This window comes from Glaciimonas sp. OK215, from assembly GCF_057787885.1.
The window spans coordinates 3,642,848-3,666,296 of record NZ_CM173544.1 but is presented as its reverse complement, the minus strand read 5'-3'; the positions used below and the strand labels follow the sequence as shown (position 1 = coordinate 3,666,296).

Below are 23,449 nucleotides of genomic sequence, written 5' to 3'. Positions count from 1 at the left end.
GACCTTCAAAAACGGATTTGATGGAAATCAGCGATAAGGCGGAGCGGATCCTTTTCTACTAGCGGCGGCCAAAAATTTTTTCTTCAAACTAGAAATATCTGATTAAATCCCTTCAGCGCGACTCATCAGATCAGCGACCCAGTCAACCAGCACCCGCACACGACGGGATAACTGCCGGTGATGCGGATACAGGATAGAGACGGGCATTGGCGCGGGTCGGAAACTGGCAAGAACCTCTTCCAAAATTCCCGCTGCCAGTTGACTTTCAATGTGATAGCGCGGAACTTGGATCAGACCGAGACCGCCTTCGCAGCAACGTATGTAAGCATCGGCACTATTCACTGCAACTTTCCCTTTTAGCATCAAGCTCTGCTCCACCCCATCGACCAAAAAATCGAAAGGCAGGATCTTGCCGCTAACCGATGAAAAGAAATTCACGGCAAGGTGTTCGTTCAAGGCGGCAATCGAATCCGGGGTGCCGAAGCGTTCCAGATAGTCGGTGCTGCCGCAGGTAACCTGCGGCAGCACCGCAATTTTTCGGGCGACCAGACTGGAGTCGCGCAATTCACCTACACGCAAGGCGCAGTCGATGCCTTCGCGAACGAGATCGACGAGGCGGTCGCCCATGCCGATTTCAAGTTCGATATCCGGATACAGCGTCAGAAATTGCGGCAAATGCGGCAGCACAAAATGCATGGCCAGGCTGCCGTGCATATCGACGCGCAACTTCCCCTTGGGATTTGATGCGCTGGCGTCGAAGGCCGTCTCCGTTTCCTCCAGATCTGCTATGAGTTGAATGCAACGGGCGTAATAAGCGTTGCCATCCAGCGTTGCCCTGACATGGCGGGTAGTACGTTGCAGCAGGCGCACGCCTAAGCGCGCTTCCATCTGCTGGATCGTGTATGTCACGGTCGCCCGCGGCATCTGTAAATCATTGGCCGCCTTAGTGAAACTGCCTAGCTCCACGATGCGGGTAAAGAGGCGCATTGCATCAAAACGGTCCATGTATGTCCACTCCTGATTGTTGATGCTGGCTGAATAATGATGGCAATCTAAGCATATTTATCCAAATCATTCCAGCTGCGAGAATGCATCCACTGACTCGCCGCCAAACAACAAAGGCACGTTAGCCCAACTGACCTTTAATCCATTTTCTTAGGAATTCATCATGCAACAGTCCTCATCCCAACAAGTCGCCATCGTCACCGGCGCATCCCGTGGCATCGGCGCTGCCATCGCCGCACAACTCAGCAGTGACGGTTACGCCATCGTCGTTAATTACAGCGGCAACGCGGTGGAAGCGCAAAAAGTCGTGGACCGGATCGTGTCAGCCCAGGGGCAAGCCATCGCAGTGCAGGCCGATGTCGCCGATCCTGTTGCAGTCGAGGCGATGTTCGACCAGGCGATACAGGCGTTCGGCCGGGTCGACGTTCTTGTCAACAATGCTGGAATCATGCCGCCAAATCTGCCCATGTTGGCAGACACCGATGACAGCACCTTTGATCGCCTGATCGCCGTCAATCTCAAGGGCAGCTTTAACACCCTGCGTGCAGCGGCCAATCGCCTGCAGGCAGGTGGACGCATCGTCAACTTTTCCACAAGTGTGATCGGCTTGGCACTTCCCGGCTACGCGGTGTACGCCGCGACCAAGGGTGCAATCGAGGTAATGACCAACATCATGGCCAAGGAATTGCGCGGCAAACAGATCACCGTCAACGCCGTCGCTCCGGGACCGACAGCGACCGACTTGTTCCTCAACGGCAAAAGCCCTGAAGTCATCGAACGCTTGTCTAAGGCCGCGCCGCTGGAACGCTTGGGCACTCCTGAAGATATCGCCAAAGCGGTCAGCTTTTTGGTGGGACCTGCCAGCGCCTGGGTCAATGGGCAGACCTTGCGTGCCAACGGCGGCCTGGTTTAATCGGACGCGTCCAGACCCCGCATCAATTCATCGAAAGGAATCATCATGAAAAAATCAGTCATCCTGGTCACAGGCGCCTCGGCCGGAATCGGCAACCTGACTGCACGTTCCCTAGCGCAGGCCGGACATTCCGTGTACGCAAGCATGCGCGATATCAATGGCAAGAACGCGCCTAAGGTGCGTGACCTGCAGGACTGGAGCTTTGCCCAGGGATTTGATCTGCGCGCGGTGGAACTGGACGTGTTATCGCAGAGCTCGGCCGATGCAGCAGCCGAGAAGATTATTTCCGAGCGAGGACACATTGACGTCGTCGTTCACAACGCCGGCCATTTGGTGGTCGGACCGACGGAAGCGTTCAGCCCTGAAGAAATGATCCAGGTATTCGATACCAATGTGCTTGGCGCCCAGCGTGTCAATCGCGCCGTGCTGCCGCAGATGCGGGAGCAGCAATCGGGCTTGCTGCTGTGGGTCAGCAGCACGACCACCCGCGGTGGCTTTCCGCCGTTCATCGGACCATACGCAGCGGCCAAGGCGGGAATGGATTCGTTGGCAGTCACACAGTCTTACGAACTGGCTCGCTTCGGTATAGAAACGTCGATCATCGTTCCAGGGGCATTCACGCGTGGCACCGATCATTTCCCCAACGCTGGCAAGCCAGCCGACCAGAAAACGGCTGCAGCCTATGCACGTTACAACGGTCTAATGGACCAGATTGGGGCGCGCCTGGCGGCGATGTCGCCGGAACATGCAGATCCGCTGGCGGTGGCCGAAGAAATGACCCGCATCGTCAACCTGCCGGCTGGCGAACGGCCGTTCCGTTCGGTAATTGACTTTATCGACGATGGCGCTGGCGCAGTCACAGAAGTCGCCGAACGGGTGCGTGAAGAATTCGCGCGACGCATCGGTATCGCAGATTTGTTGCATCCATCCACCATCGCTTAGCCCGGACAGATCATCCGCCATCGGATCAACAATGGCGGATGGTGCGGATCAGCAATCAGGGAGAGTGCCGTGCCGAAATATTTTTTTATTTTTCCGTCATCGCTGGAGCAACGCTATCGATCTGCGTGCGTGCCGATGCGCGGAGCGTGATATGCACAGCGTCAAAGTGATCTTAGGCGGACTTGCGTTGTGGGGCGCCTTGTTTGCAGGCCGGGCTTGGTTGGCGCCACGCATCAGCGGCAGCGCGTTATTCGTCGTTTTTAGTGTTATCTGGTTTTGCGCCAGCGCGATCAATCTGTCGATCGGAATGGAGCGTGCCAGATATTCACTTCAAGAACTCTAAGCCGTTTATCTGGACCGCCAACGCTAAGGGATTTTACGCCGGGATGTTAGCTTCATAATTGACCGCAAAATCCTCCGGAGGATCTGGTGCCCAAAGATAAAAGGCATTTTCAGGCGTATGCACCTTCGCTTCCCATTCCATCGTATTGGGAACGTAGTCCATATCACAAGAATATTCTGCGTAGCTATTCCAGGGGTCACGTACATAATGGAAAAAATTTGATCCCAATACGTGCCGTCCCAGGCCCCATCCGGCTTTATATCCTTGGGCCGCCATCTGCATGGCGCCAAGACCGACATCCTGAATCGATCCTACGTCCCAGGACGAGTGATGCAGGCCACGACCACGACCTTGAGCAAAGGCAACCAGGTGGTGATCGCTGCCGTGTGCGCCATGCAGAAATGCCACCGTACCTGCGTTATCGGAAAGCCGCAATCCCAGTATATCGACGTAAAAACTTAGCGAACGCGGCATGTCCGAGGCGAACAATAAGATGTGCGACAGGTGCCGCGGCCGAACTGCGCTCACCCGCTCTCGCTCCTGTACACCGCGAACGCCGGGCGGCGTGGCAAGATTGATGACTGCCGCTTTGGCGTCTGGCGAGCACTTCTTTGCCACTTTCAGTTGCAGCAGGGTTCCTTCATTATCCCGGATCCACAGACCGCCTCGATCATGGTCGGTGGGCGGATCCACCAAAGCAACGCCTGTAACGGCGAGCCGTTCGCAAAAGGCGTCAAAGTCTTCCTCATATACGCCGAAAGACAGGTATTGCAATTTCTTGGACGGTCCTCGTCGGAGGATTGCCCACCTATGGGGGTGCCCATGCGTGTACAGGTGCAGCTCCCCGTCTTCGCGGAGAACGTTCAGACCGAAGGTGGAATAAAAATGATGTGCGATTTCCAGGTCAGGCACTGTCATGCAGAAATGGTCTAGCGAATGCACGCCTAGTCGATCTGTACGCCGTCTCACGCTGTGGTTAGCTGTTGTCATGTTCATATCGCTGTCTGGCGTCGCGCTTCTGTCATTCGTCGGCGACCGGATTGCGCAAAATACCCAAACCCTCGATTTCCACTTCGCAGATGTCTCCTGCTTTCATAAACAGCGGCGGCTTGCGTGCGGCGCCGACGCCCGACGGTGTGCCAGTGACAATGATATCTCCGGGCGTCAAAGTAAAGGCTTGACTCAGTAGTGAAATCAACGTGGCGACGTCAAATACGAGGTCGTCGGTAGACGCTTCCTGGACGATAGCGCCATTCAAGCGGGTTTGAAGCCGCAAACCGCGTGCGCCGGGCGGCAGTTCATCCGCCGTGACGAAACAGGGGCCGAAGGCGCCGGTACCGTCGAAGTTTTTGCCAACGGTCCATTGCGGCGTCATGTGCTGGAAATCGCGTATCGAGCCATCATTGAACAGGGAGTAGCCGGCCACGTGCTCAAGCGCGGCGTCCTTCAAAATGTGCCGGCCTTTCTTGCCGATGACGGCGACCAATTCGCCTTCGTAGTCAAACTGGATCGAGTTGCGCGGGCGAATCAAGGGTGCGTTATGACCTATCAAGCTTGAGTTGAAACGGCCGAAGATCGTTGGATACTTCGGTACATCGTATCCGCTTTCCTTGGAATGGTCGACGTAATTAAGGCCGACGCAAAGTATCTTTTCCGCTGCAAGAAAGGGTGGCAAATAATCGGCATCTTGAATATTCACCAAGGCACCATCCTGCAATATCCGACCGGCATCCTTCAATGCGGCCGCGCCATCCCGTATCAGCGTGTCGAGCGTACCCGGGAACTTGGAATCTCCGACGAAGTAACCGCGTGCTTCACCGGAGGAATTAACGACGGCCAGCCCGTCTTTGCCGTTTAAATTGAAAGAAATAAAGCGCACGTGGACACCTTTCTGATTTGTTGATAAGAAAAATATATATATATTAAACTATAATGTGAATCAAAATGTTGAGTCAAGTAAAATATATATTTTGTGCTAGACTTGTAGTGTCTTAAGAATGTGCGAGAGTATGAAATGAATGGACTGAGTGGGCAGGGGAGTTTGACTCAAGTGGCGTACGAGCGATTGCGAGCTGACGTTCTATCTTGCAAGTTCAAGCCGGGAGAGCAACTCAAAACAAAGGACTTGTGCGAAGGTCTGGGTGTTAGCCTGGGTGCTGTGCGTGAGGCTTTATCGCGTCTTACTGCGGAGGGGCTGGTAATTGCCGAGCCGCAGAGAGGATTTCGGGTCGCGCCGATCTCGATCGAAGAATTGCGTGACCTGACGCGTACCAGGATTCAGATCGAAACCATCTGCCTTGAGCGCGCAATGTCATGCGGCGATGTTAACTGGGAGGCTGACCTTGTGGCGGCCTATCACCTGCTCTCGCGGACCCCAGAGCGCATCAGTACCGATGGCGCGGTGCGCTTGAACGATGGGTGGTCCAACGTGCACACCCAATTCCATCAAAAGCTGATTGCCGCCTGCGACAGCCCCTGGCTTTTGCGAATTCGGTTACAGCTCTACCAGCAGACGGAGCGCTACCGGCAACTTTCAATACCTTTCCAGACGGTCAAGCGCGATACAAATCAGGAGCACTTCGACTTGATGAATGCTGCGGTGGCGCGCAACGTGCCGCGCGCTGCGCAACTGCTCGCCCAGCACATGGAAGTCACCATGAACATTGTGATTGCCGGTCTTTCGGCAATTGACGCCGGGTCTGACCATGAAGAGCCAAAGCGCAAACAAGATCCTTCCCTGGTTGCATAAACTCCACCGCCGCCGAGCGCCGACGCGCACCGGAATACGCTCGGCGCATTCCCCCCCCCCTGACTCAGAGGCTATCGCCTCGTCGATCCTTCCTTATCAAGCCGCCCGGCTTCTGCGAGTTATCTTCCCTCAACCTGGTAGATATACATATTTGACTTTCCTAAAATTTGTATGGAGCCCATTTTTTCCTATTGGCAACCTCGGTGCGAACCTATTTCAGATCTTACCTAGCAAAATAAAATATATATTTTTATTGAATTAGTATTTAATGGGTGCTAAAGTTCATCTCAGATAAGGAGTGCCATGCGTGCTCGGCGGCGAAGACCGTAAAACCCTTTTCTACTGTATGCAGAGCTAGACGATAGCGACAAGTCGACTATTCGACGCCACGGATTTATTCGCAGCATGAGGGTAGCCACCGCAGGCATGGGCGTGCCCTGATTGTCCCTTTCGGTACGACGGTAATTTGATGATGAGAGAGCGGTATGGCGATGAACATAGGTTCTCGCTCGCCTGTCGATTCAAGCAACTTCTGTAAATAACCATTTTTTGAACATAGGAGAAAACGATGATACGAATTTTGAAAAGCAGCAAGCCAGTCGAGGCAAAGGCGGAAATTGCAACGCAAGTGCGTTCAACCGTCGAGGGCATCATCAAGGAAATTTCAGAGCGCGGCGATGCGGCGGTTCGGGAGTACTCACAAAAATTCGACAAATGGGCGCCAAACGTATTCCGCCTCTCGGACGCGCAAATCCAGCAATGCATGTCCGAGCTATCGGAACAAAACCTGATTGACATCCGGTTCGCGCAGGCACAGATTCGCCGCTTCGCCGAAATTCAGATGCTGGGCTTGCGCGACGTCGAGGTAGAAACCTTGCCCGGTGTGATTCTCGGCCATAAAAACATTCCAGTGAGCTCTGTCGGCTGTTATATCCCCGGTGGCAAGTATCCATTGGTCGCCTCCGCCCACATGAGCGTCCTGACCGCCAAAGTCGCGGGCGTAAAACGTGTGGTGGCGGTCGCGCCGCCATTCGACGGCAAACCCAATGCCGCAATCGTCGCTGCGATGCATCTGGCCGGTGCCGATGAAATCTATTGCCTGGGGGGCGTGCAAGCGGTCGCCGCAATGGCGCTGGGGACTGAGCAGATCGGCGCGGTCGACATGATCGTCGGTCCCGGCAATGCGTTTGTTGCCGAAGCCAAACGTCAACTATTCGGCAAGATCGGTATCGACTTGCTCGCAGGCCCGACCGAAACCCTGATAATCGCCGACGAAACCTGCGATGCTGAACTGGCGGTGGCCGACCTCTTGGGCCAGGCGGAACACGGTACGAATTCACCGTCCATCCTGCTCACAACCTGCGCAAAACTCGCGGCAGAGGTCCCCGCCGAAATCGAGCGCCAGCTCGCTAAACTATCCACGGCAGCGGTGGCGCGCGTGGCATGGCAAGACTATGGCGAAATCATCCTGTGCGACAGCGTCGATGAGATGGTGCAGGAAGCCGACCGTCTTGCATTTGAACACGTGCAGGTGATGACCGCCGACCCGGATTACTTTCTCCATAACCTGACCAACTTTGGCGGGCTCTTTCTCGGCCAGCGCACCAATGTGTCGTTCGGTGACAAGGTGATCGGCACCAACCACACGCTGCCCACCATGAAGTCTGCGCGCTTTACCGGTGGCCTGTGGGTCGGAAAATTCATCAAGACCTGCACCTATCAACGTGTTGTGACCGATGAGGCGTCCGCGCTCATCGGCGAATACTGCTCGCGCCTGTGCGCGCTGGAAGGCTTTGCCGGCCACCAGGAACAGGCTGATATCCGGGTACGGCGTTACGGAAAGCCCAACACTGCGGTTTGCGCGGAGTAAACCAGGTCATGAACCGCGATTTATCACTTCAAGGAAAAGTAGCCGTCGTCACTGGCGCGTCCGGTGGCCTGGGCTCCGCCATCTGTCATACCTTGGCGGCTCAGGGTTGCACCGTTGCGGCTGGCTACAACAGCTCAGGACAAGCAGCCGACAAACTGGTGAACGAACTCGGTGGCCACCCGCATCTCGCGGTGCATATGCCGGTGACGGATGGACCGGCGTTGTCGGCCGCAGCGGCGGCAATAGACACGAAGCTAGGCCGTGTCGACATCCTCGTCAATTGTGCCGGCACTACGCGCTTCGTAGAGCATGCCGATCTGGATGCACTGGATGACCGCCTCATCGACGAGATTCTGGCAACCAACGTCCGTGGGCCGTTTGCGGTGATACGAGCGTTCAAGCGTTTGCTGGCAGCCAAGGGTGACGGGCTTGTTGTGAATATTTCGTCGATAGCGGCGCGTACGGCGATGGGTAGCAACGTCATCTACTGCGCGTCCAAAGCCGCCATCGACAACATGACGATGTCGCTGGCGCGCGCGCTCGGCCCTTCGATCCGCGTGGTGTCGGTCTCGCCCGGCTTGATCGACACCGAATTCGTCAAGTCGCTGGATCAGGAGTGGCGCGACCAGCAAGTCGCTCTCGCCGTCCTGGGACGCCTCGCGTCGCCGGTAGAAGTGGCGGATGCAGTCGTTGCCGCAGCGAGCCATCTCAAGTTTTCCACCGGCATCATTATTCCCGTAGATGGAGGGCGATCGCTGAAATAACCGTTTGCCAACCTACCTCATTAACACTGATCCATTCATGCAGTTAAACATTTAGCAGGAAATTGATGATGACAAGAATATCTAAGGAATTATCCGAACAGCTTTTTACTGAAGCCAGAAGTCAAAACGGATGGTCGAAGAAACCGGTCGGCGACGCAATATTGACCGAGCTTTATGATTTGATGAAATTTGGTCCCACGAGCATGAATTGCAGTCCGGCGCGGATTATCTTTTTGAGAAGTGCGGAAGCAAAATCCCGTCTAGCTGCGGCAGTTTCGCCGGGTAATATCGATAAAGTGAACAGTGCACCCGTGTGCGCCATCATTGGATACGATACAAAATTCTTCGGTCAGCTTCCATATCTGTTTCCGCATAATCCGAATGCAAGCAATCTCTTCAAAGACAATGACGTATTGTCGGAGGCGACCGCATTCAGAAATAGCAGTTTGCAGGGCGCGTATTTGATGATCGCCGCCAGGGCTTTGGAACTGGATTGCGGGCCAATGTCCGGATTTGACGCAAGCAAGGTCAATCAGGCATTTTTTCCGGATGGCGTCGTGAAAGCCAATTTTATTTGCGGTCTTGGCTATGGCGATAGCGCAAAAATATTTCCTCGAAATCCTCGATTGACGTTCGAACAGGCTTGTTCATTGCTGTAAACGAACAGGTTCGAATTTTTGCCATAACTATTTTTACTCCCTGATTTCCGGCCGGTCCCGGGAACAAATCAATCTGAAATTTTTAAAAGATCCAATGGGATCTGGGGACTTTTATACCCAAAATTATGTGACTCGCGTCGTCCGAATCAAGAAATCGAGCTTTCCAGACTCGAAAAAATGGCTAACGCCATATTATTTACTTAGGAGATGAAATGAAAAAATCTGTTTTGAAAACCTCGCAATTCGGCGCTGCAACGATACTCGCTTGCGCCTGTGTTAGCCAGGTGCAAGCGCAAACCAACGTTACGCTATATGGTCGTGTCGACGCCGGCGTGGATTTTCAGACTAATGTCCGAAAGCCGGATGGCTCAACTGGAAATCTTTTGCGCGCTGCTGGTAACCAGTGGGGGACCAGCTGGTTCGGCTTCAAGGGAAGCGAGGACCTTGGCGGCGGTTTGCAAGCGTTTTTCTTACTGGAATCCGGCTTCGACAGCAGTAAGGGGACGACCAATGGTCCGGCGCTTTTCAATCGTCGATCCTACGTTGGCTTGGGTAGTCCAACCTGGGGATCCGTGAAAATTGGAAGCAATAAGTTTCTCGACAGCGGGGCCTTCTATAGCCTCGACCCGGGCGGCCAACAATTCATTGGGACACCGACCCTGGTGCGGGGGCGTAGCTGGCTGGCGACGACCAACATGATCGAATATCAAACGCCCGACTGGAACGGATTTAATGCTGCGGCTCAGATCAGCCTGGGCGAGCAGGCCGGATCAACCACAGCATTGCGAAAAGACGCGGTGTCGCTTGTTTATGCGACGCCATCCATGGAAGTGCGTGCAGTCTACGACGTTGTGCGCAACATAGATGGCAAATACGTCAGCATTTTCGAAACATCCAAAGAATTGATGTTGGGCGGAACTTTGACTTTGGATAAGCTCAAACTATTCGCGGGCTACCAAAACTTGCGTTCGCCACAAGCTGTTGCCGGCGCTACCAACAAGGCCAACCATTACTGGGTTGGTGCAAACTATCTGGTAACTCCCGCGCTAAAGCTCATCGGCGGCGTTTTCCGGGTTACAACCAATAGCGGCGGTGCAGGAAACGCAAATTTGTTCATGACTGGCTTGAACTACAGTCTGTCGAAGCGGACGTTGCTATATACAACGGTAGGTCAGGTACGGAATAGCGCGACCGCCAATTTTTCAGTTGAAGCATCGGGCAATAACCCGCTTCCAGGCGAGAAACAGATAGGTGGGTATTTGGGAATCAGTCATTCGTTCTGAAGCCAATCCTGACAGGTAAATCCATGAAAGACGGATACGTATACTATTATTTAATACGTTATCCGAACGGCATAATTCATGACCTCAATATCCATGAGGTTAATTAGAAACATTGGGTTGAGCACTGATCGATGCCGTACGAATGCATGGTTCGGATGACAACCGTAAGGAATAACATGAAATCTCTTAAATGGCGGGTCTTGATCGGTTGTTTCGTCAGCTATATGTTCGATTCGATGGAAATCATCGTTCTTACAATCGCGATGCCCATCTTGATGAATTCAATAAAAATGTCCCCTTCCGAGGCGGGCTTGCTGGTGACAGCTACCCTGATTGGAATTGGAGCCAGCAGCGTCGTGCTTGGTTCATATTCGGACAATTTCGGGCGGCGCAAGTCCTTGCTTCTTTCCATCATCATTTTTGGGGGCTTTACTGCTGCAATCGCAGTGACAAATGCATGGTGGCAGATACTTGTATTGCGATTCCTGGCGGGCTTGGGTCTGGGCGGGCTGTGGGCCATCGCTTCAACGTATGTAGCTGAGACTTGGCCGGCAGCCCAGCGCGGCCGGGCTGTTGCTTTTGTCCTGAGTTCGTTTCCAGTTGGCGGAGGTCTTGCGGCGTTGATCGCGGCCGCAGTCCTGCCCACGTACGGTTGGCGTGCCCTATTTCTGGTCTGTGGAGGCGCCGTCGCAACGGCCGTTGTTTACGTCTATTTTTGTGTCCCAGAATCGCCTGCATGGGAGGCGCGAAGTGTCCGTAGAGACAAGGCTACCGCGCAACAGTCGGTCTCGATGAGGGAGATTTTCGCGCCGGAGCTTCTCCGCCGAACGTTGCTTGGTACGATGGCCTCGACGTTCGCATTGACGGCATACTGGGGAGCAGCGACATGGTTGCCTACGTATTTAGTGCGAGAGAGAGGGCTTTCCGTTCACTCGATGGCTATGTTCATCACTCTTCTGAGTGTCGGCCAATTCATTGGTTATCACGTGTTTGGCTATATCGCAGACGCGATAGGAAAGAAGCGCGCCATTATTCTTTCGTTTGTTGGAACGACAATCACGCTGCCAATCTATGCGGTGACGACTGACCATGTCACCCTCTTCTGGTTAGGTCCCGTCTATTCGTTCTTTATCGCCTTCGCTGGCCTTTTCGGATCATATTTTTCTGAGCTCTTCCCGACAAGGATTCGAACGACAGGGGCTGGATTTTGCTTCAACACTGGCCGGGGAATATCGGCATTCTCGCCATTTCTGCTAGGGGGAATTGCCACTGCCTACGGTCTTTCTTTTGGGATTGCGTTATGTGCAGTGTTCTATTGTTTAGCGGGTGTCGCTACGATGCTGCTGCCAGACACTGAGCCAACCTCGAAGAAAATCGATGCTTCAAACGGATTGATGGAAGTAAAGAGTTGAGCCTACTCAAGGCTACGGAGCATCGGTCACGCTGCCGCTACCCACTCAGCACGGTTTTGTCGCGATAAGACGATGGAGGCGGCTAGACGCTCGCCGACTGCAGTTGGTTAGAAAGCGAGGGAATAGAACTGGGACGCTGCGGACGAGACTTCGCCTTCGGGGCAGCTGAGCTGCCCCTTTTTGATCATGTGCATCGTCTCAATACCGTCCAGGATGATGCGCGCGCAGCGAAAAACTTTGAATCCCAACATCGGCCCAGAGTGTGTGAAAACGCGATGCTCTTAGGGGATTGCATTTTCACCATTTTTTTGGCCATCTGTGTAAACGAAGTTATTCCCGAAACGTTATTTGGCTATCTCATCCAACGGCGGGGTAGCTAGATGAAGCGCTTTATCCAAGGAGAGCATCGCACGCAAGGCACGCTGTTCCCCGAGCATTTGGATGACTACATCACCGAACACAATCCAGTGCGCGTCGTCGATGTGTTCGTCGACGAACTGGACCTGGCCATGCTCGGATTTGGTGGCGTCGTTCCCGCGGAAACTGGCCGGCCTTCGTATCATCCCGCCATGCTCTTGAAGATTTACATCTACGGCTATCTCAACCGCATCCAGTCCAGTCGACGTCTTGAACGGGAAGCGCAACGTAACGTTGAACTGATGTGGCTGACCGGTCGATTGGCACCCGACTTCAAGACGATTGCCGACTTTCGTAAAGACAATGGCAAGGCGATTCGTAATGTGTCTCGCGAGTTTGTGGTGCTATGCAAGAATCTTGATCTGTTCTCCGACGCGCTCGTCACCATCGACGGTAGTAAGTTCAAGGCAGTCAACAACCGCGACCGGAACTTCACCAAAGAGAAAATGCAACGGCGGATGAAAGAGATTGAAAACAGCATCAATCAATATCTCACGGCCCTCGACACCGCCGACCGTCAAGAACCCGACGTAGCGCAATTGAGAACAGTACGCTTGCAAGACAAGATTGCCGCCCTCAAGAAACAAATGCAGGTACTCAAGGAAATCGAGGTCCAGCTCAAGGATGCGCCAGATGGACAGATTTCCCTGACCGACCCTGATTCCCGCTCCATGAAGACGCGCGGAACCGGGATGGTTGGCTACAACGTTCAAACGGCAGTCGATGCGAAACGTTTCTGGTGAGTTGGGCGACAGCATCATCGCTGGGTGCAAAGCAGAGAATACGACAATGCATTTCAGTACGCACGAAGTTCGGATCGTTATGCGGCACTGTCACATTGTTGTATTGCAATTCGCAATAATTTGTCGTACTGTTATTTGGCGAAAATAAATTACATAAGAGCGCACGGAGATCATGATAATTTTTGACAAAACGGATTCAGGCCGTGAAGAAATAAGAACCCGTAGCCAGAAACTGGCATCGCGTTTGCGTACACTACTATTGCTGGTTGACGGAAAAAATAGTGGCGACGCGTTATTAAAGAAAGGGGCCGGTCTCGGTCTTGGTCAAGAACATCTGGATGAACTGATGCATGCAGGTCTGATACGGATCTGTTCTGACCTTGCCACCACTTTGGCAGCACCACCGCCGCCTTCCTCTGAAAATAACGTAAGCGCGAAATTAACCCCACCTTCCCATTCCGATGTTAGGGAGCCAGAAATCTTGATACCTTTCAGCCTCTTTTGAATAATGAGTGGGTTCGGCAGGCAGGCCAAGGGCGCAGCCCGGCGAAGCGAACTCTTGATGCAACTGCCGAATCCAATATGCTTGGGCTGGCTATTAGGTGTCTCTCTTACTCGGCGCAAAGACCGATATTAACGTCGCAGGAAAGTCCAGGTGCAGGTGTTTTCGCAGATGACGCTACGGCTACCAGCGCGTCGCGACATACGGTCCATGGTTTTGCCCACCGATAATCAGGTTGCCAATTTCGAATTGCGGTACGCTACTGACTCCATGAAACTGTGCCTCTTTTTCGGCGTCGATTAATTCCTACAGGCCTTCGTTAATGTCTAGGTAGGCTTCTGCCTGCTTTTTATCGATCCCAATCTGTTCGATGATAGCGAACAGTACCGCCTTGTCGCCGATGTCCTTTCCATTTTCAAAGTACGCATGAAATACGTTGTTCACGTAATCGTTGGCGCGACCATAGTGCTTTGCCAGTTCAGTCAAGCGATGCGCAAGGCGGGTATTGGGTGCACGTGTAATCTTTGAATAATCGAACGCCAAGCCATCCTGGGAGCCAACTTCCTCCACCTGCGCATCCATGAGTTTCGAGCGCTCCCAGCCGTACTTTCCTGAGCGATACTCTTTGCGATCTTTTCCGTCAGCAGGCATATCTGGATTGAGCTCGTAGGACCGCCACTTTATTTCAGTCGCGATCTGATCGCCCAAGTCTTGAATTGCTTTAAATAGCCGAATCTCACCGATATAGGACCAAGGTCAGTCAGAGGAAATCGGAATATGGCAAAGTGCTTCAATTGTTTTACAAAAAACGCAAAGGTAAATGAGTGGACCATTTCGCAGCAATGAAAACGTTTGTCTAAGTCGGGCTTCAATATAAATAATCAATAGCAGGAGCACATGTTCAGACCTGATGGCATCCACGGGCCGCTGCAAGACATGTTGAAGCATCTCCTGCAAGGAACCCTGGCCTACACCGGGCTGCAAGTGCATCCGCCGTTCATCGGCTGGCATGTGCCCTATGTCTCCAATGAAGACCGGCTGGCGATTCTGGCGGCTTGGCGCAGGCGAATCCAGTCGCTCAATAACGAGACCCTTCTTTCTTTTTCCCGTCTCGATGACTTCACACACGATCTTTATCCCTTAACGATCAAAACATAGCACGCCCAAAGGGTGGCCTGGAGACAAACAATGAATCTAAAAAACCTCAAACCGGACGATAAGTACACGCTCCTCGTTGGTGGCGGGCGACAGATTGCCCAATACTGAATTCAATCGCTCGGTGTTGTAGAAGCCGACAAAGTACGCAGTAATGTCTTTCCTGGCCTCGGCGTGGTTGGCATACTGGCTCTGGCAGACGCGCTCCATCTTGAGATTTAAGAAGAAGCGTTCCGCGACGGCATTGACGCTCCTATGCCAAGAAATTTTCGATGCATCTGATAGATCAGCCCGAATGAGCGGGTACAGTTCTCAAATAATGTAGCGCTTCAAACAGCGATGAATTTCTTTGGCTGATAGCCCTTCGGCGGTACGGCGGGCGACACCCCAGCGACCTGGCCGTAACCCGAAGACTGGGGAAGAGATCTCCATTGCTGCGCGTCGTGTTGTTACCTTCCAACCCAGTCAAAAGCCCAAATGCATGGTCAAGGATGATTATCCGGAATCGACATAAAAACGGCGCTTGACTGCGTCTTGGCCAGTGCGCGAGAAGGTCAACGAAACGCCAGTTCGTTTGCCGCAAGCGTGCACGAATGCAACGAAAGTTGACCTAAAAATTATCCGCTTCCAGCTCGTTCGATGGCGTGACCATCACGACCGATACCGACGGCGTCGGGCAGCGCATTGAAGGCCCACGGGCCATCTTCGGCGCTGGCGCCCCGTGTGCAATTGTCGTGAGTGTTTCGATATCGGGACGATCGGCGCCGGAAAGAATCGCGCAAAACGCATCCGTTATCGGTTCAAAATCAACCTCGGCACAGCATCATCGGCCGCGAACAAAAACGCATTCTGGCCGTACCGGATCGCAATCGCCTGGGCGGTTTCAAAATCGATTCCTAAAACGAGTGCGCTTACTTCTTTCGGCCACGCACCACCGCCATCGCAGCCGTAACCACTCAGAAACGTCAATCCGAGCTCGGCCAGCTTGGCTTCGAGCGCATGTTGTGCGGTCGCGTTTTCCGCATCCGTAACGATGTTCGATAGCGGGTTGTGAGCGGTTAAAAACGCCGACGAAAATGTGTTGTTGCGGCGATACAGCGACATCAGTTCTGGCGAGTATTCGCCGGGATGCAGTGTGAAGTTCGCGTGGGGGCCTGCGACTTGGTATCGGGCGTCGGCATAAGCTTTAGCCAATTCTGAAGAGATTGCGGTGGGGTTGTTCATGGCTTTTTTCATGTCATTCTCTTCCATGGTGTACACGTGTCCATCTATTTCGTTAGTGCACACGATCCTCGCATGATAAAGAACATTGGCCTGCGCCGTGTATCAAAGTGCGGTGGGCGCATTTGGTTTGCGGCATAGGTTCAGCCGGTGTTCGCGTGAAGCTGGTCGAAGAGATCACCAGTAAAGGCCCGATCTGCTCGAATGCGGTTCCGGTGACGCCGATGATCAATGCGCCGATCAACGCCTTCAATTCCCAATCACCGAAATGATTATACGAAATTTGAATAAATATTATTCGCTTAATTCTATTTTCAAATAATCCTAAATCGGTATCATCTCATAAAAATCTGTTTTAAATAAAATGATCGACGAACAAAAGAATCACAAATACAGGGTGATATTTCGGAGACAAGAATCACGGTCCATTTGGAAACATTGTCTTGCCGTGCAATATCAGCGATGTATTTACGACTCTCTGACAAGCTCAGGCTGGTAAGGTCTTCATTGTTGGCAACGCACGCGTCTCCCAAATTTTTGCGCAACCTGCGACCATTTGCTGGACAGATCTTTAACGCGGCTCCCGCTGCATGCTCTCGACCGTTTCGGATTTCGTTCTTAGTATGAATACTGAAACGTGATTTGGCACGATCTTCAACAACTTTGTTTCGCGTCGAATCGTCGAGGCATTGTCTGCATAGATGCCTATTTATAAAAATATCGCCAAGGCGCCATCGTCAAGGCTACACATTAGGAGAAATTATGTTTCCGCTGAATCAATGGTATGTAGCAGGTTTTCTTTGGGAGCTAGAAGACAAGCCCTTGGCTCGCACCTATCTGGGCCAGCCGGTTGTGTTGTTTCGCACCGAATCCGGCGAAGTTGCCGCTTTGGAGGATCGCTGCTGTCATCGCAACCTTCCACTTTCCTCCGGCATGCTGGATGAAGGCGGTATTCGTTGCGGCTACCATGGATTGTTATATGCGCCGAATGGTAAGTGCATCGAAATTCCGGGTCAGGCAAAAATTCCGGTCAAAGCGTGTGTGCGAGCTTATCGTGTCGAAATCAGAAACCAGATCATTTGGATCTGGATGGGTAAGAGCGACAGCACGGACACGATAACCGAACCCGTCGGCGCACCGCCGGAAGTGACCACTCATGAGGATCCCCGATATCAATTCAAAGGTGGGGTATTCCACTATGACGCACCCTATCAACTCATTCATGACAACCTGCTTGACCTAAGTCACGTCGGTTATGTGCATTCAAAGACAATCGGTGGCAACCCGAAGGCGCACATGGAAGCATCAAACGAAGTAACGAGCGATGCGGAAAGCGTTCGTGTGGTGCGTTTTTTAAAAGCGTCAGAACCGCCCGCCACTTATATTGCTGTTTGGCCATTCAAAGGCAAGGTTGATCGCTGGATGGAAATTGACTTTCACGTCAGTCATCTCAATATATTTACTGGCGCTGTCGATGTAGATACCGAATCGCTGGACGATCCACGACGTGGTGGGCTGCATATTCGAGGCTTTCACGGTGTTACGCCGGAGACCGCGACGACGAGCCATTACTTTTGGACGATAGCAAAATCATCTCATCCGGACAAGCCAGATAGTCTTGAAGCACTTTATCAACAGACGGCTATGACATTTCTAGAAGACAAAGCAATCATCGAAGCGCAGTACCGCAATATGTGCCGTTTCGGTGAAGGCCCCATGATCGACATCCACGTTGACGTAGGTCCCAACCGAGCTCGCCGTATCATCAAGGCTCGCGCCGAAGGCGACAAACAAGTCACTTAATCAGCCCGAGGGTGAGATGTAAAGAAGCCCAATGTATCCGGCTAAATTATTAGATTGTCTCGGAGAATGAGCATGGGCCAAAGAAAATTGGTTTCATCATCTTGTTCCTTGGCTTGAAGGAGATGCAAGAAATGACTGTTATTTTTACCACGGTGGCGAGTATTCGTGACGAAGCGATCGACATCAGATCTTTTGAACTACTTAGCATCGACGGTGCACCGTTACCCGAATTTTCACCTGGATCGCACATTGATGTATTTATCGGGGATGGTTTGATTCGACAATATTCATTGTGGAATTCGCCATCGGATAAGGTCTACCGAATAGCGGTAAAAAAAGAAGTTGCTTCAAGAGGTGGTTCGAAATCGATGCACGAAAAAATCCGTGTCGGAGACGTTCTGAAAATAAGTCCACCACGAAATAATTTTTTACTGAACGAGGGCGGCGGGCCGATTTTGCTCATCGCAGGTGGAATCGGGATTACGCCATTGCTTTCCATGGCGCATGACTTGCTAGAATCCGACCGGCAATTTGTTCTCCACTATTTCACAAGATCGGTCGAGCACACGGCGTTTCATGGGCACCTATCTATGTCCCCGTTTTTGGGCAAGGTTACGTTTCACCATGAGGGTAACGTCGATCAGGTGAAGGCTTCTTTATTCAGTCTGCTTAGACATCGAGCGACTGACGCTCAGCTTTATCTCTGCGGACCAAGACCGTTTATGAATACGGTTGAATCGGTCGCTGCGACAAGTTGGCCATCCGAGGCACTTCATCGTGAATATTTCGGCGCAGCGCCAAATGTGATATCGGGGTTCGAGAAAGATTTTGTTGTTTCCCTTGCTCGTTCGGGAGGGAGATATTCGGTTACGTCTGGCAAAAGTATAGTGCAAGCGCTTGCGGAGCAGGGAGTGGAAATCCCTACCAGTTGTGAGCAGGGGATCTGCGGTACATGTCTGATTAGTGTGCTGGCAGGGATACCAGAGCATCGAGATGCCTATATGACGGATGCAGAGAAGGCCAAGGGAGACAAGATTTGTCCATGCGTCTCGCGGGCACTGAGTGCGGAGTTGGTACTGGATTTGTAATCGTAGATGCCGGGATTTCGTAAAAATATTCTAAAACGTTCAAAACATCGGAGATGGCAATGCTAGAAAATCGCGGAATAATGTATTTAGGGCAGGGCAAAGTCGAAGTTCGTTCAATTCCTTTTCCAAAATTGGAAACCCCGCAAGGAAAGAAAATAGAGCACGGTGTGATTTTGAAAGTGGTTACAACCAATATTTGCGGTTCGGATCAGCACATGGTACGTGGCAGGACGACGGCGCCGGCGGGATTAATATTGGGGCACGAAATCACCGGTGAAGTCCTCGAAATTGGTAAGGATGTCGAGACTTTGAAAAAGGGAGACCTGGTGTCGGTACCGTTCAACGTCGCATGCGGACGCTGTCGTACTTGCAAGGAGCAACATACCGGTGTCTGTCTGAACGTAAATCCCTCACGCGCAGGTGGCGCGTACGGCTATGTAGATATGGGTGGGTGGATCGGTGGGCAGGCGGAATACGTCATGGTGCCGTACGCAGATTTTAATTTATTGCGATTCCCGGACAAGGATCAGGCAATGTCGAAGATCACGGATCTGACCTGTCTTTCCGATATTTTACCAACCGGTTTTCACGGCGCTGTCACTGCAGGTGTCGGACCTGGCACGACTGTCTATGTGGCCGGCGCTGGGCCCGTTGGTCTTGCTGCCGCCGCATCCGCTCGGCTATTGGGTGCTGCTGTTGTGATTGTTGGCGATATGAACCAGGCCCGCCTGGAGCATGCCCGCCATGTCGGATTCGAAGTCGTGGATCTATCACTGGAAACTACACTGGCGGATCAAATATTTACATTACTTGGCGATGCTGAAGTCGACTGCGCAATAGACTGCGTTGGATTCGAAGCGCGAGGACATGGTCAAGACGGCTCTCAAATAGAGGCGCCTGCGACCGTTCTAAATTCTCTGATGGAAATTACGCGCGCTGCCGGTCGCATAGGTATTCCAGGGCTGTATGTTACTGAGGATCCGGGAGCAAGCGACGCAGCAGCGAAGCGCGGCAGCCTGAGCATTCGTTTGGGTTTGGGATGGGCCAAGTCACATAGTTTGCATACCGGCCAAACGCCGGTCATGAAATATAACCGGCAATTGATGCAGGCGATTCTGTGGGACCGCATCCACATTGCTGATATCGTCGGTGTGCAAGTGATTTCGCTTGATCAGGGCCCCTCCGGCTATGAACAATTCGATGCAGGTGCACCAAAGAAATTCGTCATAGATCCGCATAATTACCTCTTGCCAAGACAACCATCTTCTAGAGCTCACTCAAGCTAGGAGCAACTAAGAAATTCAGTATGACTAGTTTTTGTACAGTAATGCGCTGGATGTAAGATTTTTCGCGGCAGCTCATAGAGCTACCGGAGAAAACATTTTGCAGTAACTGTTTCAAGATTTGCCTTAGCATGCACTGACCGAAGATGAAAATATGTAAGCAGTACATCTTGTCATTCGCTAATTAATGCATGACAAGATGTGCTTTGATAAATTTCGCATGCAGCAAGATCAGCCTCAATCTTGTCTGAGGTCGGCGGACAGCGCCTTGCGTAAGCTTAGTCCTTGAACATGTCCGCAACTATTCCTCGAAGCCAGATGTTGGCGCCATCCCTGTGATATTTTTTGTGCCAATGCTGCATCAGATCACATTTCGGCATTTCCAACGGTGGTTCGACTGCCCTGATGTCGGCAAAGCCAGCGAACATTTCACCGAGCGCGCGCGGAACCGTGGCTACGAGATCGCTTGATGCGATCAAAAATGGAATTGAGATGAAATTTGGTGTCGACAACACAATCCGACGCCGTATCTTTTTTTTGCTTAGCTGTTGCTCAAATAAGTCTTGGCTGCGACATTCCGCCTTGATCACCACGTGGTCTGCGTTCAGAAATTCTTCCATCGAAATGCGCTTTGACTTGACTGGATTTGTCCTGCTGAGCAGACAGATAAAATTATGGGAAAACAGCCGCTGCTGATAGAGGTTGCGGTTCTTGAGATCAGGAAAATAGCCGATCGCAAGATCGACCCTTCCCATTTCGAGCGCCATCGTTAAATCGGCGGGTGCCATTGTCACAGAACTAATAGTCGCGCCTGGAGCATCCCGGCGAAAGCTGCTTAAGATCTTAGGCAGAAAAGTCATTTCACCAACATCGGAAAGCGCAATCGAGAAATTTCTACTTGTGCTTGCTGGATTGAATTGTTCGCTGGATAGTACGTCGACATCAATTCGTTGCAAGATGTCACGCGTTGGACTGATCAGCGATAACGCGCGCGGCGTCGGTTCCATACCGTGGGCCGTACGCACGAACAAAGGATCTCCCAGCGCTGTACGTAATTTATTCAAAGCCACACTCACCGCGGGCTGACTCATGCCAAGCTTGCGCGATGCCGCGCTGACACCGCGTTCTTCAAAAATTGCGAGTGCCACCTGCAGCAGGTTTAGATCAAATTTCATTGTTTTCTCTCGAGCCTCGATTGGTGATACGACTATATGAAAATCGAATAAATATTATTATGATAATTCTATTTTCAAATAAATATAAGTCGGTATTATCAGGTAAAAATCAGTTCTAAATAAAAAATAATCGACAGCTAGGAGACAATAATCATGTGCTATTTGAAAACGGCATATTGCAATTTGGCAATATCATTGCATCTACAACTTCCTGGTAAGCCCAGACCGACAGCGTCTTGATTGATCAGTCACCTCAGTATATTTATCGGTGCTGCTGATCTGGATAACGTTGCTTGATCTAGAAGGTTGGATGATCAAATCCGACCGCCCATAAGCTTTTCAAATGTTTAATCTGCCCCCCAACATCCGCCTCGCAAAGTGCGTCGCGCATGTTGGAGTCAGCTTGACCCAGGAGACAAATAATGCTTCAGCTCAAAAATAAGACGCTTCGATGCGGGATCGCTATTTCATTCGCGACTATGATCTTGGCGGCATGCGGAGGGGGGGATTCAACGTTCGACCTCTCAATGACGCCTCTAGACAATCATGTCACGATTGCCGCGGGAAGCCTCGCCGGCAATCCTGCGGACGCTTCGGGCATCGTCAGCTTCCAGGGCATTCCTTATGCCGCAGCGCCCGTTGGTAACCTGCGCTGGAAGGAGCCTCAACCAGTTCAGCCATGGAGCGGCCAACGCTCTGCTACCACTTCTGGCGCCAGGTGTTGGGGTGCGGCTCCATTCGGTGGGCCAATAATCACAAACAATGTCAGCGAAGACTGCCTGTTCTTAAATGTCTGGAGTGGCGCGAAAACACGCGGAGCAAAGTTGCCCGTGATGGTTTTCCTGCACGGCGGTGGTTTTCAGTTTGGTACGACCTCGGATAGTTCAACATACGGATTCCCATTGGACGGTACCTCTCTATCCAAAAAGGGCGTTGTTTTGGTCACGTTAAACTATCGGTTAGGTGTGTTTGGGTTCTTGTCGAGACCAGACCTTGATGCCGAGTCAACTGGGCACAAGTCAGGGATGTATGGCATGGAAGACCAGATTGCAGCTCTCCAATGGGTGAAGAACAATATCGCCGCGTTCGGCGGTGATCCGGCAAACGTAACACTCTTCGGGGAATCGGCCGGCGCTCATGCCACAGGCATACTCATGGCATCACCTCTGGCTGCAGGTTTGTTCCAGAAAGCGATTGGCGAAAGTGGCGCATTCTGGGAGAGCGTAAATGGCGAGATGAAGCCCTATGCTGCCGCTCAGTCGATGGGACTCGCGCTAGGCACCCAGTTTAATGCCGGGACGCTTGATAAGCTCAGAGCCGTTCCCGCGCTGCAATTGCAAACTGCGACCAACTGGACCTTGGCGACCGACCCCGGTGTGACCAACTATGCACCGATTGTCGATGGTTATGTCTTGCAGGAAAATCCGTATGTTACCTTCATGAACGGACGTCAAAACGACGTTCCGCTTCTCGCTGGCTGGAATGCCGACGAAGGTTTGGCATTTTTTAACTGGGCATTGCCGCACCAGACTATCCAGGCCTACACCGACGCTGCAACAGCAGAATTCGGTGCCGCGAATCTGCAGAGCTTCTTACATGTATATCCGGCTACTTCTGTCGATCAGGCAACACAATCGGCTCAAAGTTTGATTGGGGATCAGGTCATCAAGTTTCAGACTTGGGGTTGGCTTAGTCAGCATCGAAAGACAGGGCACTCGCCCGTATATGAGTATAACTTTGGACAGACGTCTGCTTATAACCCGATCGCAACGCACGGGACCGAAGTGGGGTACGTGTTTGGCCATTTCGCGCCCGGAACGGCGGCACCATCGGCACAGGATATTGCTGTGTCGGACACGATGCAGTCTTATTGGACGAATTTTGCGCGTACTGGAAATCCGAATGGCGCTGGCTTGCCTCAATGGCCTCAATACACAGGCGCCGGCGGTCAAGCCATGCAGATTGGAAACGTGATTCAAGCCGGCCCGGAAGAGGGGACCGCTCGATTCGAATTCTTGGATCGCTTCCGAGTGAATGGCTTAATTTCGTATTGAGCTCGTTTCTGCAGATAGGGAGTGGCCTGCAGTTGTCTGCCCGTATGAATGCTGTTGGCCTCTCGGAG

At 52.3% G+C, this 23,449-nt stretch carries 21 protein-coding genes and 4 pseudogenes; 17 read left to right on the top strand and 8 right to left on the bottom strand.

Annotated features, from left to right (window positions below):
- Positions 1 to 102: 102 nt before the first annotated feature.
- Positions 103 to 1,005: a LysR substrate-binding domain-containing protein gene (locus AC3CHX_RS16925; protein WP_488629199.1), complete on the bottom strand. Its 903-nt coding sequence runs from the start codon at positions 1,003 to 1,005 to the stop codon at positions 103 to 105.
- A 163-nt stretch (positions 1,006 to 1,168) separates the two neighbouring features.
- On the opposite strand from AC3CHX_RS16925, the gene AC3CHX_RS16920 reads away from it, so the two are divergent.
- The 3 genes from AC3CHX_RS16920 to AC3CHX_RS16910 are packed head-to-tail and all read left to right on the top strand — an operon-like array spanning position 1,169 to position 3,203.
- Positions 1,169 to 1,918: an SDR family oxidoreductase gene (locus AC3CHX_RS16920; RefSeq protein WP_488629198.1), complete on the top strand. Its 750-nt coding sequence runs from the start codon at positions 1,169 to 1,171 to the stop codon at positions 1,916 to 1,918.
- A gap of 45 nt (positions 1,919 to 1,963) precedes the next feature.
- A complete protein-coding gene (locus tag AC3CHX_RS16915; protein ID WP_488629197.1) occupies positions 1,964 to 2,860 on the top strand; it encodes an SDR family oxidoreductase in 897 nt (298 codons plus the stop codon).
- A 31-nt stretch (positions 2,861 to 2,891) separates the two neighbouring features.
- Positions 2,892 to 3,203 carry a hypothetical protein gene (locus AC3CHX_RS16910; RefSeq protein WP_488629196.1) on the top strand — a complete coding sequence of 104 codons (312 nt, stop codon included), beginning with the start codon at positions 2,892 to 2,894 and terminating at the stop codon, positions 3,201 to 3,203.
- Between the two features lie 33 nt (positions 3,204 to 3,236).
- On the opposite strand, the gene AC3CHX_RS16905 is transcribed toward AC3CHX_RS16910, so the two are convergent.
- On the bottom strand, positions 3,237 to 4,193 hold the full coding sequence (locus AC3CHX_RS16905) for a VOC family protein (RefSeq protein WP_488644846.1): 957 nt from the start codon (positions 4,191 to 4,193) through the stop codon (positions 3,237 to 3,239).
- Positions 4,194 to 4,224: 31 nt separating this feature from the next.
- Positions 4,225 to 5,082, bottom strand: coding sequence for a fumarylacetoacetate hydrolase family protein (locus AC3CHX_RS16900; RefSeq protein ID WP_488629195.1), 858 nt, complete (start codon positions 5,080 to 5,082; stop codon positions 4,225 to 4,227).
- Positions 5,083 to 5,217: 135 nt separating this feature from the next.
- On the opposite strand from AC3CHX_RS16900, the gene AC3CHX_RS16895 reads away from it, so the two are divergent.
- From AC3CHX_RS16895 to AC3CHX_RS16870, 6 genes are all read left to right on the top strand, one after another.
- On the top strand, positions 5,218 to 5,952 hold the full coding sequence (locus tag AC3CHX_RS16895; protein WP_488629194.1) for a GntR family transcriptional regulator: 735 nt from the start codon (positions 5,218 to 5,220) through the stop codon (positions 5,950 to 5,952).
- Between the two features lie 568 nt (positions 5,953 to 6,520).
- On the top strand, positions 6,521 to 7,822 hold the full coding sequence (hisD, locus tag AC3CHX_RS16890) for a histidinol dehydrogenase (protein WP_488629193.1): 1,302 nt from the start codon (positions 6,521 to 6,523) through the stop codon (positions 7,820 to 7,822).
- An 8-nt stretch (positions 7,823 to 7,830) separates the two neighbouring features.
- Positions 7,831 to 8,586, top strand: coding sequence for an SDR family NAD(P)-dependent oxidoreductase (locus AC3CHX_RS16885; RefSeq protein WP_488629192.1), 756 nt, complete (start codon positions 7,831 to 7,833; stop codon positions 8,584 to 8,586).
- A gap of 65 nt (positions 8,587 to 8,651) precedes the next feature.
- Positions 8,652 to 9,245 carry a malonic semialdehyde reductase gene (locus tag AC3CHX_RS16880; protein WP_488629191.1) on the top strand — a complete coding sequence of 198 codons (594 nt, stop codon included), beginning with the start codon at positions 8,652 to 8,654 and terminating at the stop codon, positions 9,243 to 9,245.
- A 212-nt stretch (positions 9,246 to 9,457) separates the two neighbouring features.
- A complete protein-coding gene (locus AC3CHX_RS16875) occupies positions 9,458 to 10,528 on the top strand; it encodes a porin (protein WP_488629190.1) in 1,071 nt (356 codons plus the stop codon).
- 176 nt (positions 10,529 to 10,704) lie between these two features.
- The gene (locus tag AC3CHX_RS16870; protein WP_488629189.1) at positions 10,705 to 11,940 is read left to right on the top strand and encodes an MFS transporter; all 1,236 of its coding nucleotides are present in this window, start codon (positions 10,705 to 10,707) and stop codon (positions 11,938 to 11,940) included.
- Positions 11,941 to 12,047: 107 nt separating this feature from the next.
- Here AC3CHX_RS16870 and AC3CHX_RS16865 read toward each other — a convergent pair.
- A pseudogene (locus AC3CHX_RS16865) lies at positions 12,048 to 12,194 on the bottom strand (IS6 family transposase); the annotation flags it as partial.
- 126 nt (positions 12,195 to 12,320) lie between these two features.
- On the opposite strand from AC3CHX_RS16865, the pseudogene AC3CHX_RS16860 reads away from it, so the two are divergent.
- Positions 12,321 to 13,088 (top strand): annotated as a pseudogene (locus tag AC3CHX_RS16860) (transposase); the annotation flags it as partial.
- A gap of 184 nt (positions 13,089 to 13,272) precedes the next feature.
- Complete coding sequence (locus AC3CHX_RS16855) at positions 13,273 to 13,605, top strand: hypothetical protein (RefSeq protein WP_488629188.1); 333 nt, start codon at positions 13,273 to 13,275, stop codon at positions 13,603 to 13,605.
- A gap of 303 nt (positions 13,606 to 13,908) precedes the next feature.
- Here AC3CHX_RS16855 and AC3CHX_RS16850 read toward each other — a convergent pair whose 3' ends face one another.
- Entirely contained in the window at positions 13,909 to 14,346 is a 438-nt protein-coding gene (locus AC3CHX_RS16850) for a DsbA family oxidoreductase (protein WP_488644845.1), read from the bottom strand.
- A gap of 153 nt (positions 14,347 to 14,499) precedes the next feature.
- Here AC3CHX_RS16850 and AC3CHX_RS16845 point away from each other — a divergent pair, with 153 nt between their 5' ends.
- Positions 14,500 to 14,760, top strand: a complete 261-nt coding sequence (locus AC3CHX_RS16845) for a hypothetical protein (protein WP_488629187.1) — start codon at positions 14,500 to 14,502, stop codon at positions 14,758 to 14,760.
- Positions 14,761 to 14,796: 36 nt separating this feature from the next.
- On the opposite strand, the pseudogene AC3CHX_RS16840 reads toward AC3CHX_RS16845, so the two are convergent.
- A pseudogene (locus AC3CHX_RS16840) lies at positions 14,797 to 15,003 on the bottom strand (integrase core domain-containing protein); the annotation flags it as partial.
- A 130-nt stretch (positions 15,004 to 15,133) separates the two neighbouring features.
- On the opposite strand from AC3CHX_RS16840, the pseudogene AC3CHX_RS16835 reads away from it, so the two are divergent.
- Positions 15,134 to 15,271: pseudogene (locus tag AC3CHX_RS16835) on the top strand (HU family DNA-binding protein); the annotation flags it as partial.
- A gap of 278 nt (positions 15,272 to 15,549) precedes the next feature.
- Here AC3CHX_RS16835 and AC3CHX_RS16830 read toward each other — a convergent pair.
- Positions 15,550 to 15,993: a DUF3293 domain-containing protein gene (locus tag AC3CHX_RS16830; protein WP_488629186.1), complete on the bottom strand. Its 444-nt coding sequence runs from the start codon at positions 15,991 to 15,993 to the stop codon at positions 15,550 to 15,552.
- A gap of 747 nt (positions 15,994 to 16,740) precedes the next feature.
- Here AC3CHX_RS16830 and AC3CHX_RS16825 point away from each other — a divergent pair.
- The 3 genes from AC3CHX_RS16825 to fdhA all read left to right on the top strand — a co-directional run bounded on the left by AC3CHX_RS16825 (position 16,741) and on the right by fdhA (position 20,155).
- A complete protein-coding gene (locus tag AC3CHX_RS16825; RefSeq protein ID WP_488629185.1) occupies positions 16,741 to 17,781 on the top strand; it encodes a Rieske 2Fe-2S domain-containing protein in 1,041 nt (346 codons plus the stop codon).
- A gap of 131 nt (positions 17,782 to 17,912) precedes the next feature.
- A complete protein-coding gene (locus AC3CHX_RS16820; RefSeq protein WP_488629184.1) occupies positions 17,913 to 18,869 on the top strand; it encodes a PDR/VanB family oxidoreductase in 957 nt (318 codons plus the stop codon).
- A gap of 59 nt (positions 18,870 to 18,928) precedes the next feature.
- Positions 18,929 to 20,155, top strand: a complete 1,227-nt coding sequence (gene fdhA / locus AC3CHX_RS16815) for a formaldehyde dehydrogenase, glutathione-independent (protein WP_488629183.1) — start codon at positions 18,929 to 18,931, stop codon at positions 20,153 to 20,155.
- Between the two features lie 275 nt (positions 20,156 to 20,430).
- On the opposite strand, the gene AC3CHX_RS16810 is transcribed toward fdhA, so the two are convergent.
- The gene (locus tag AC3CHX_RS16810; RefSeq protein WP_488629182.1) at positions 20,431 to 21,327 is read right to left on the bottom strand and encodes a LysR family transcriptional regulator; all 897 of its coding nucleotides are present in this window, start codon (positions 21,325 to 21,327) and stop codon (positions 20,431 to 20,433) included.
- A gap of 422 nt (positions 21,328 to 21,749) precedes the next feature.
- On the opposite strand from AC3CHX_RS16810, the gene AC3CHX_RS16805 reads away from it, so the two are divergent.
- Positions 21,750 to 23,381, top strand: coding sequence for a carboxylesterase/lipase family protein (locus AC3CHX_RS16805; RefSeq protein WP_488629181.1), 1,632 nt, complete (start codon positions 21,750 to 21,752; stop codon positions 23,379 to 23,381).
- Positions 23,382 to 23,449: the final 68 nt, after the last annotated feature.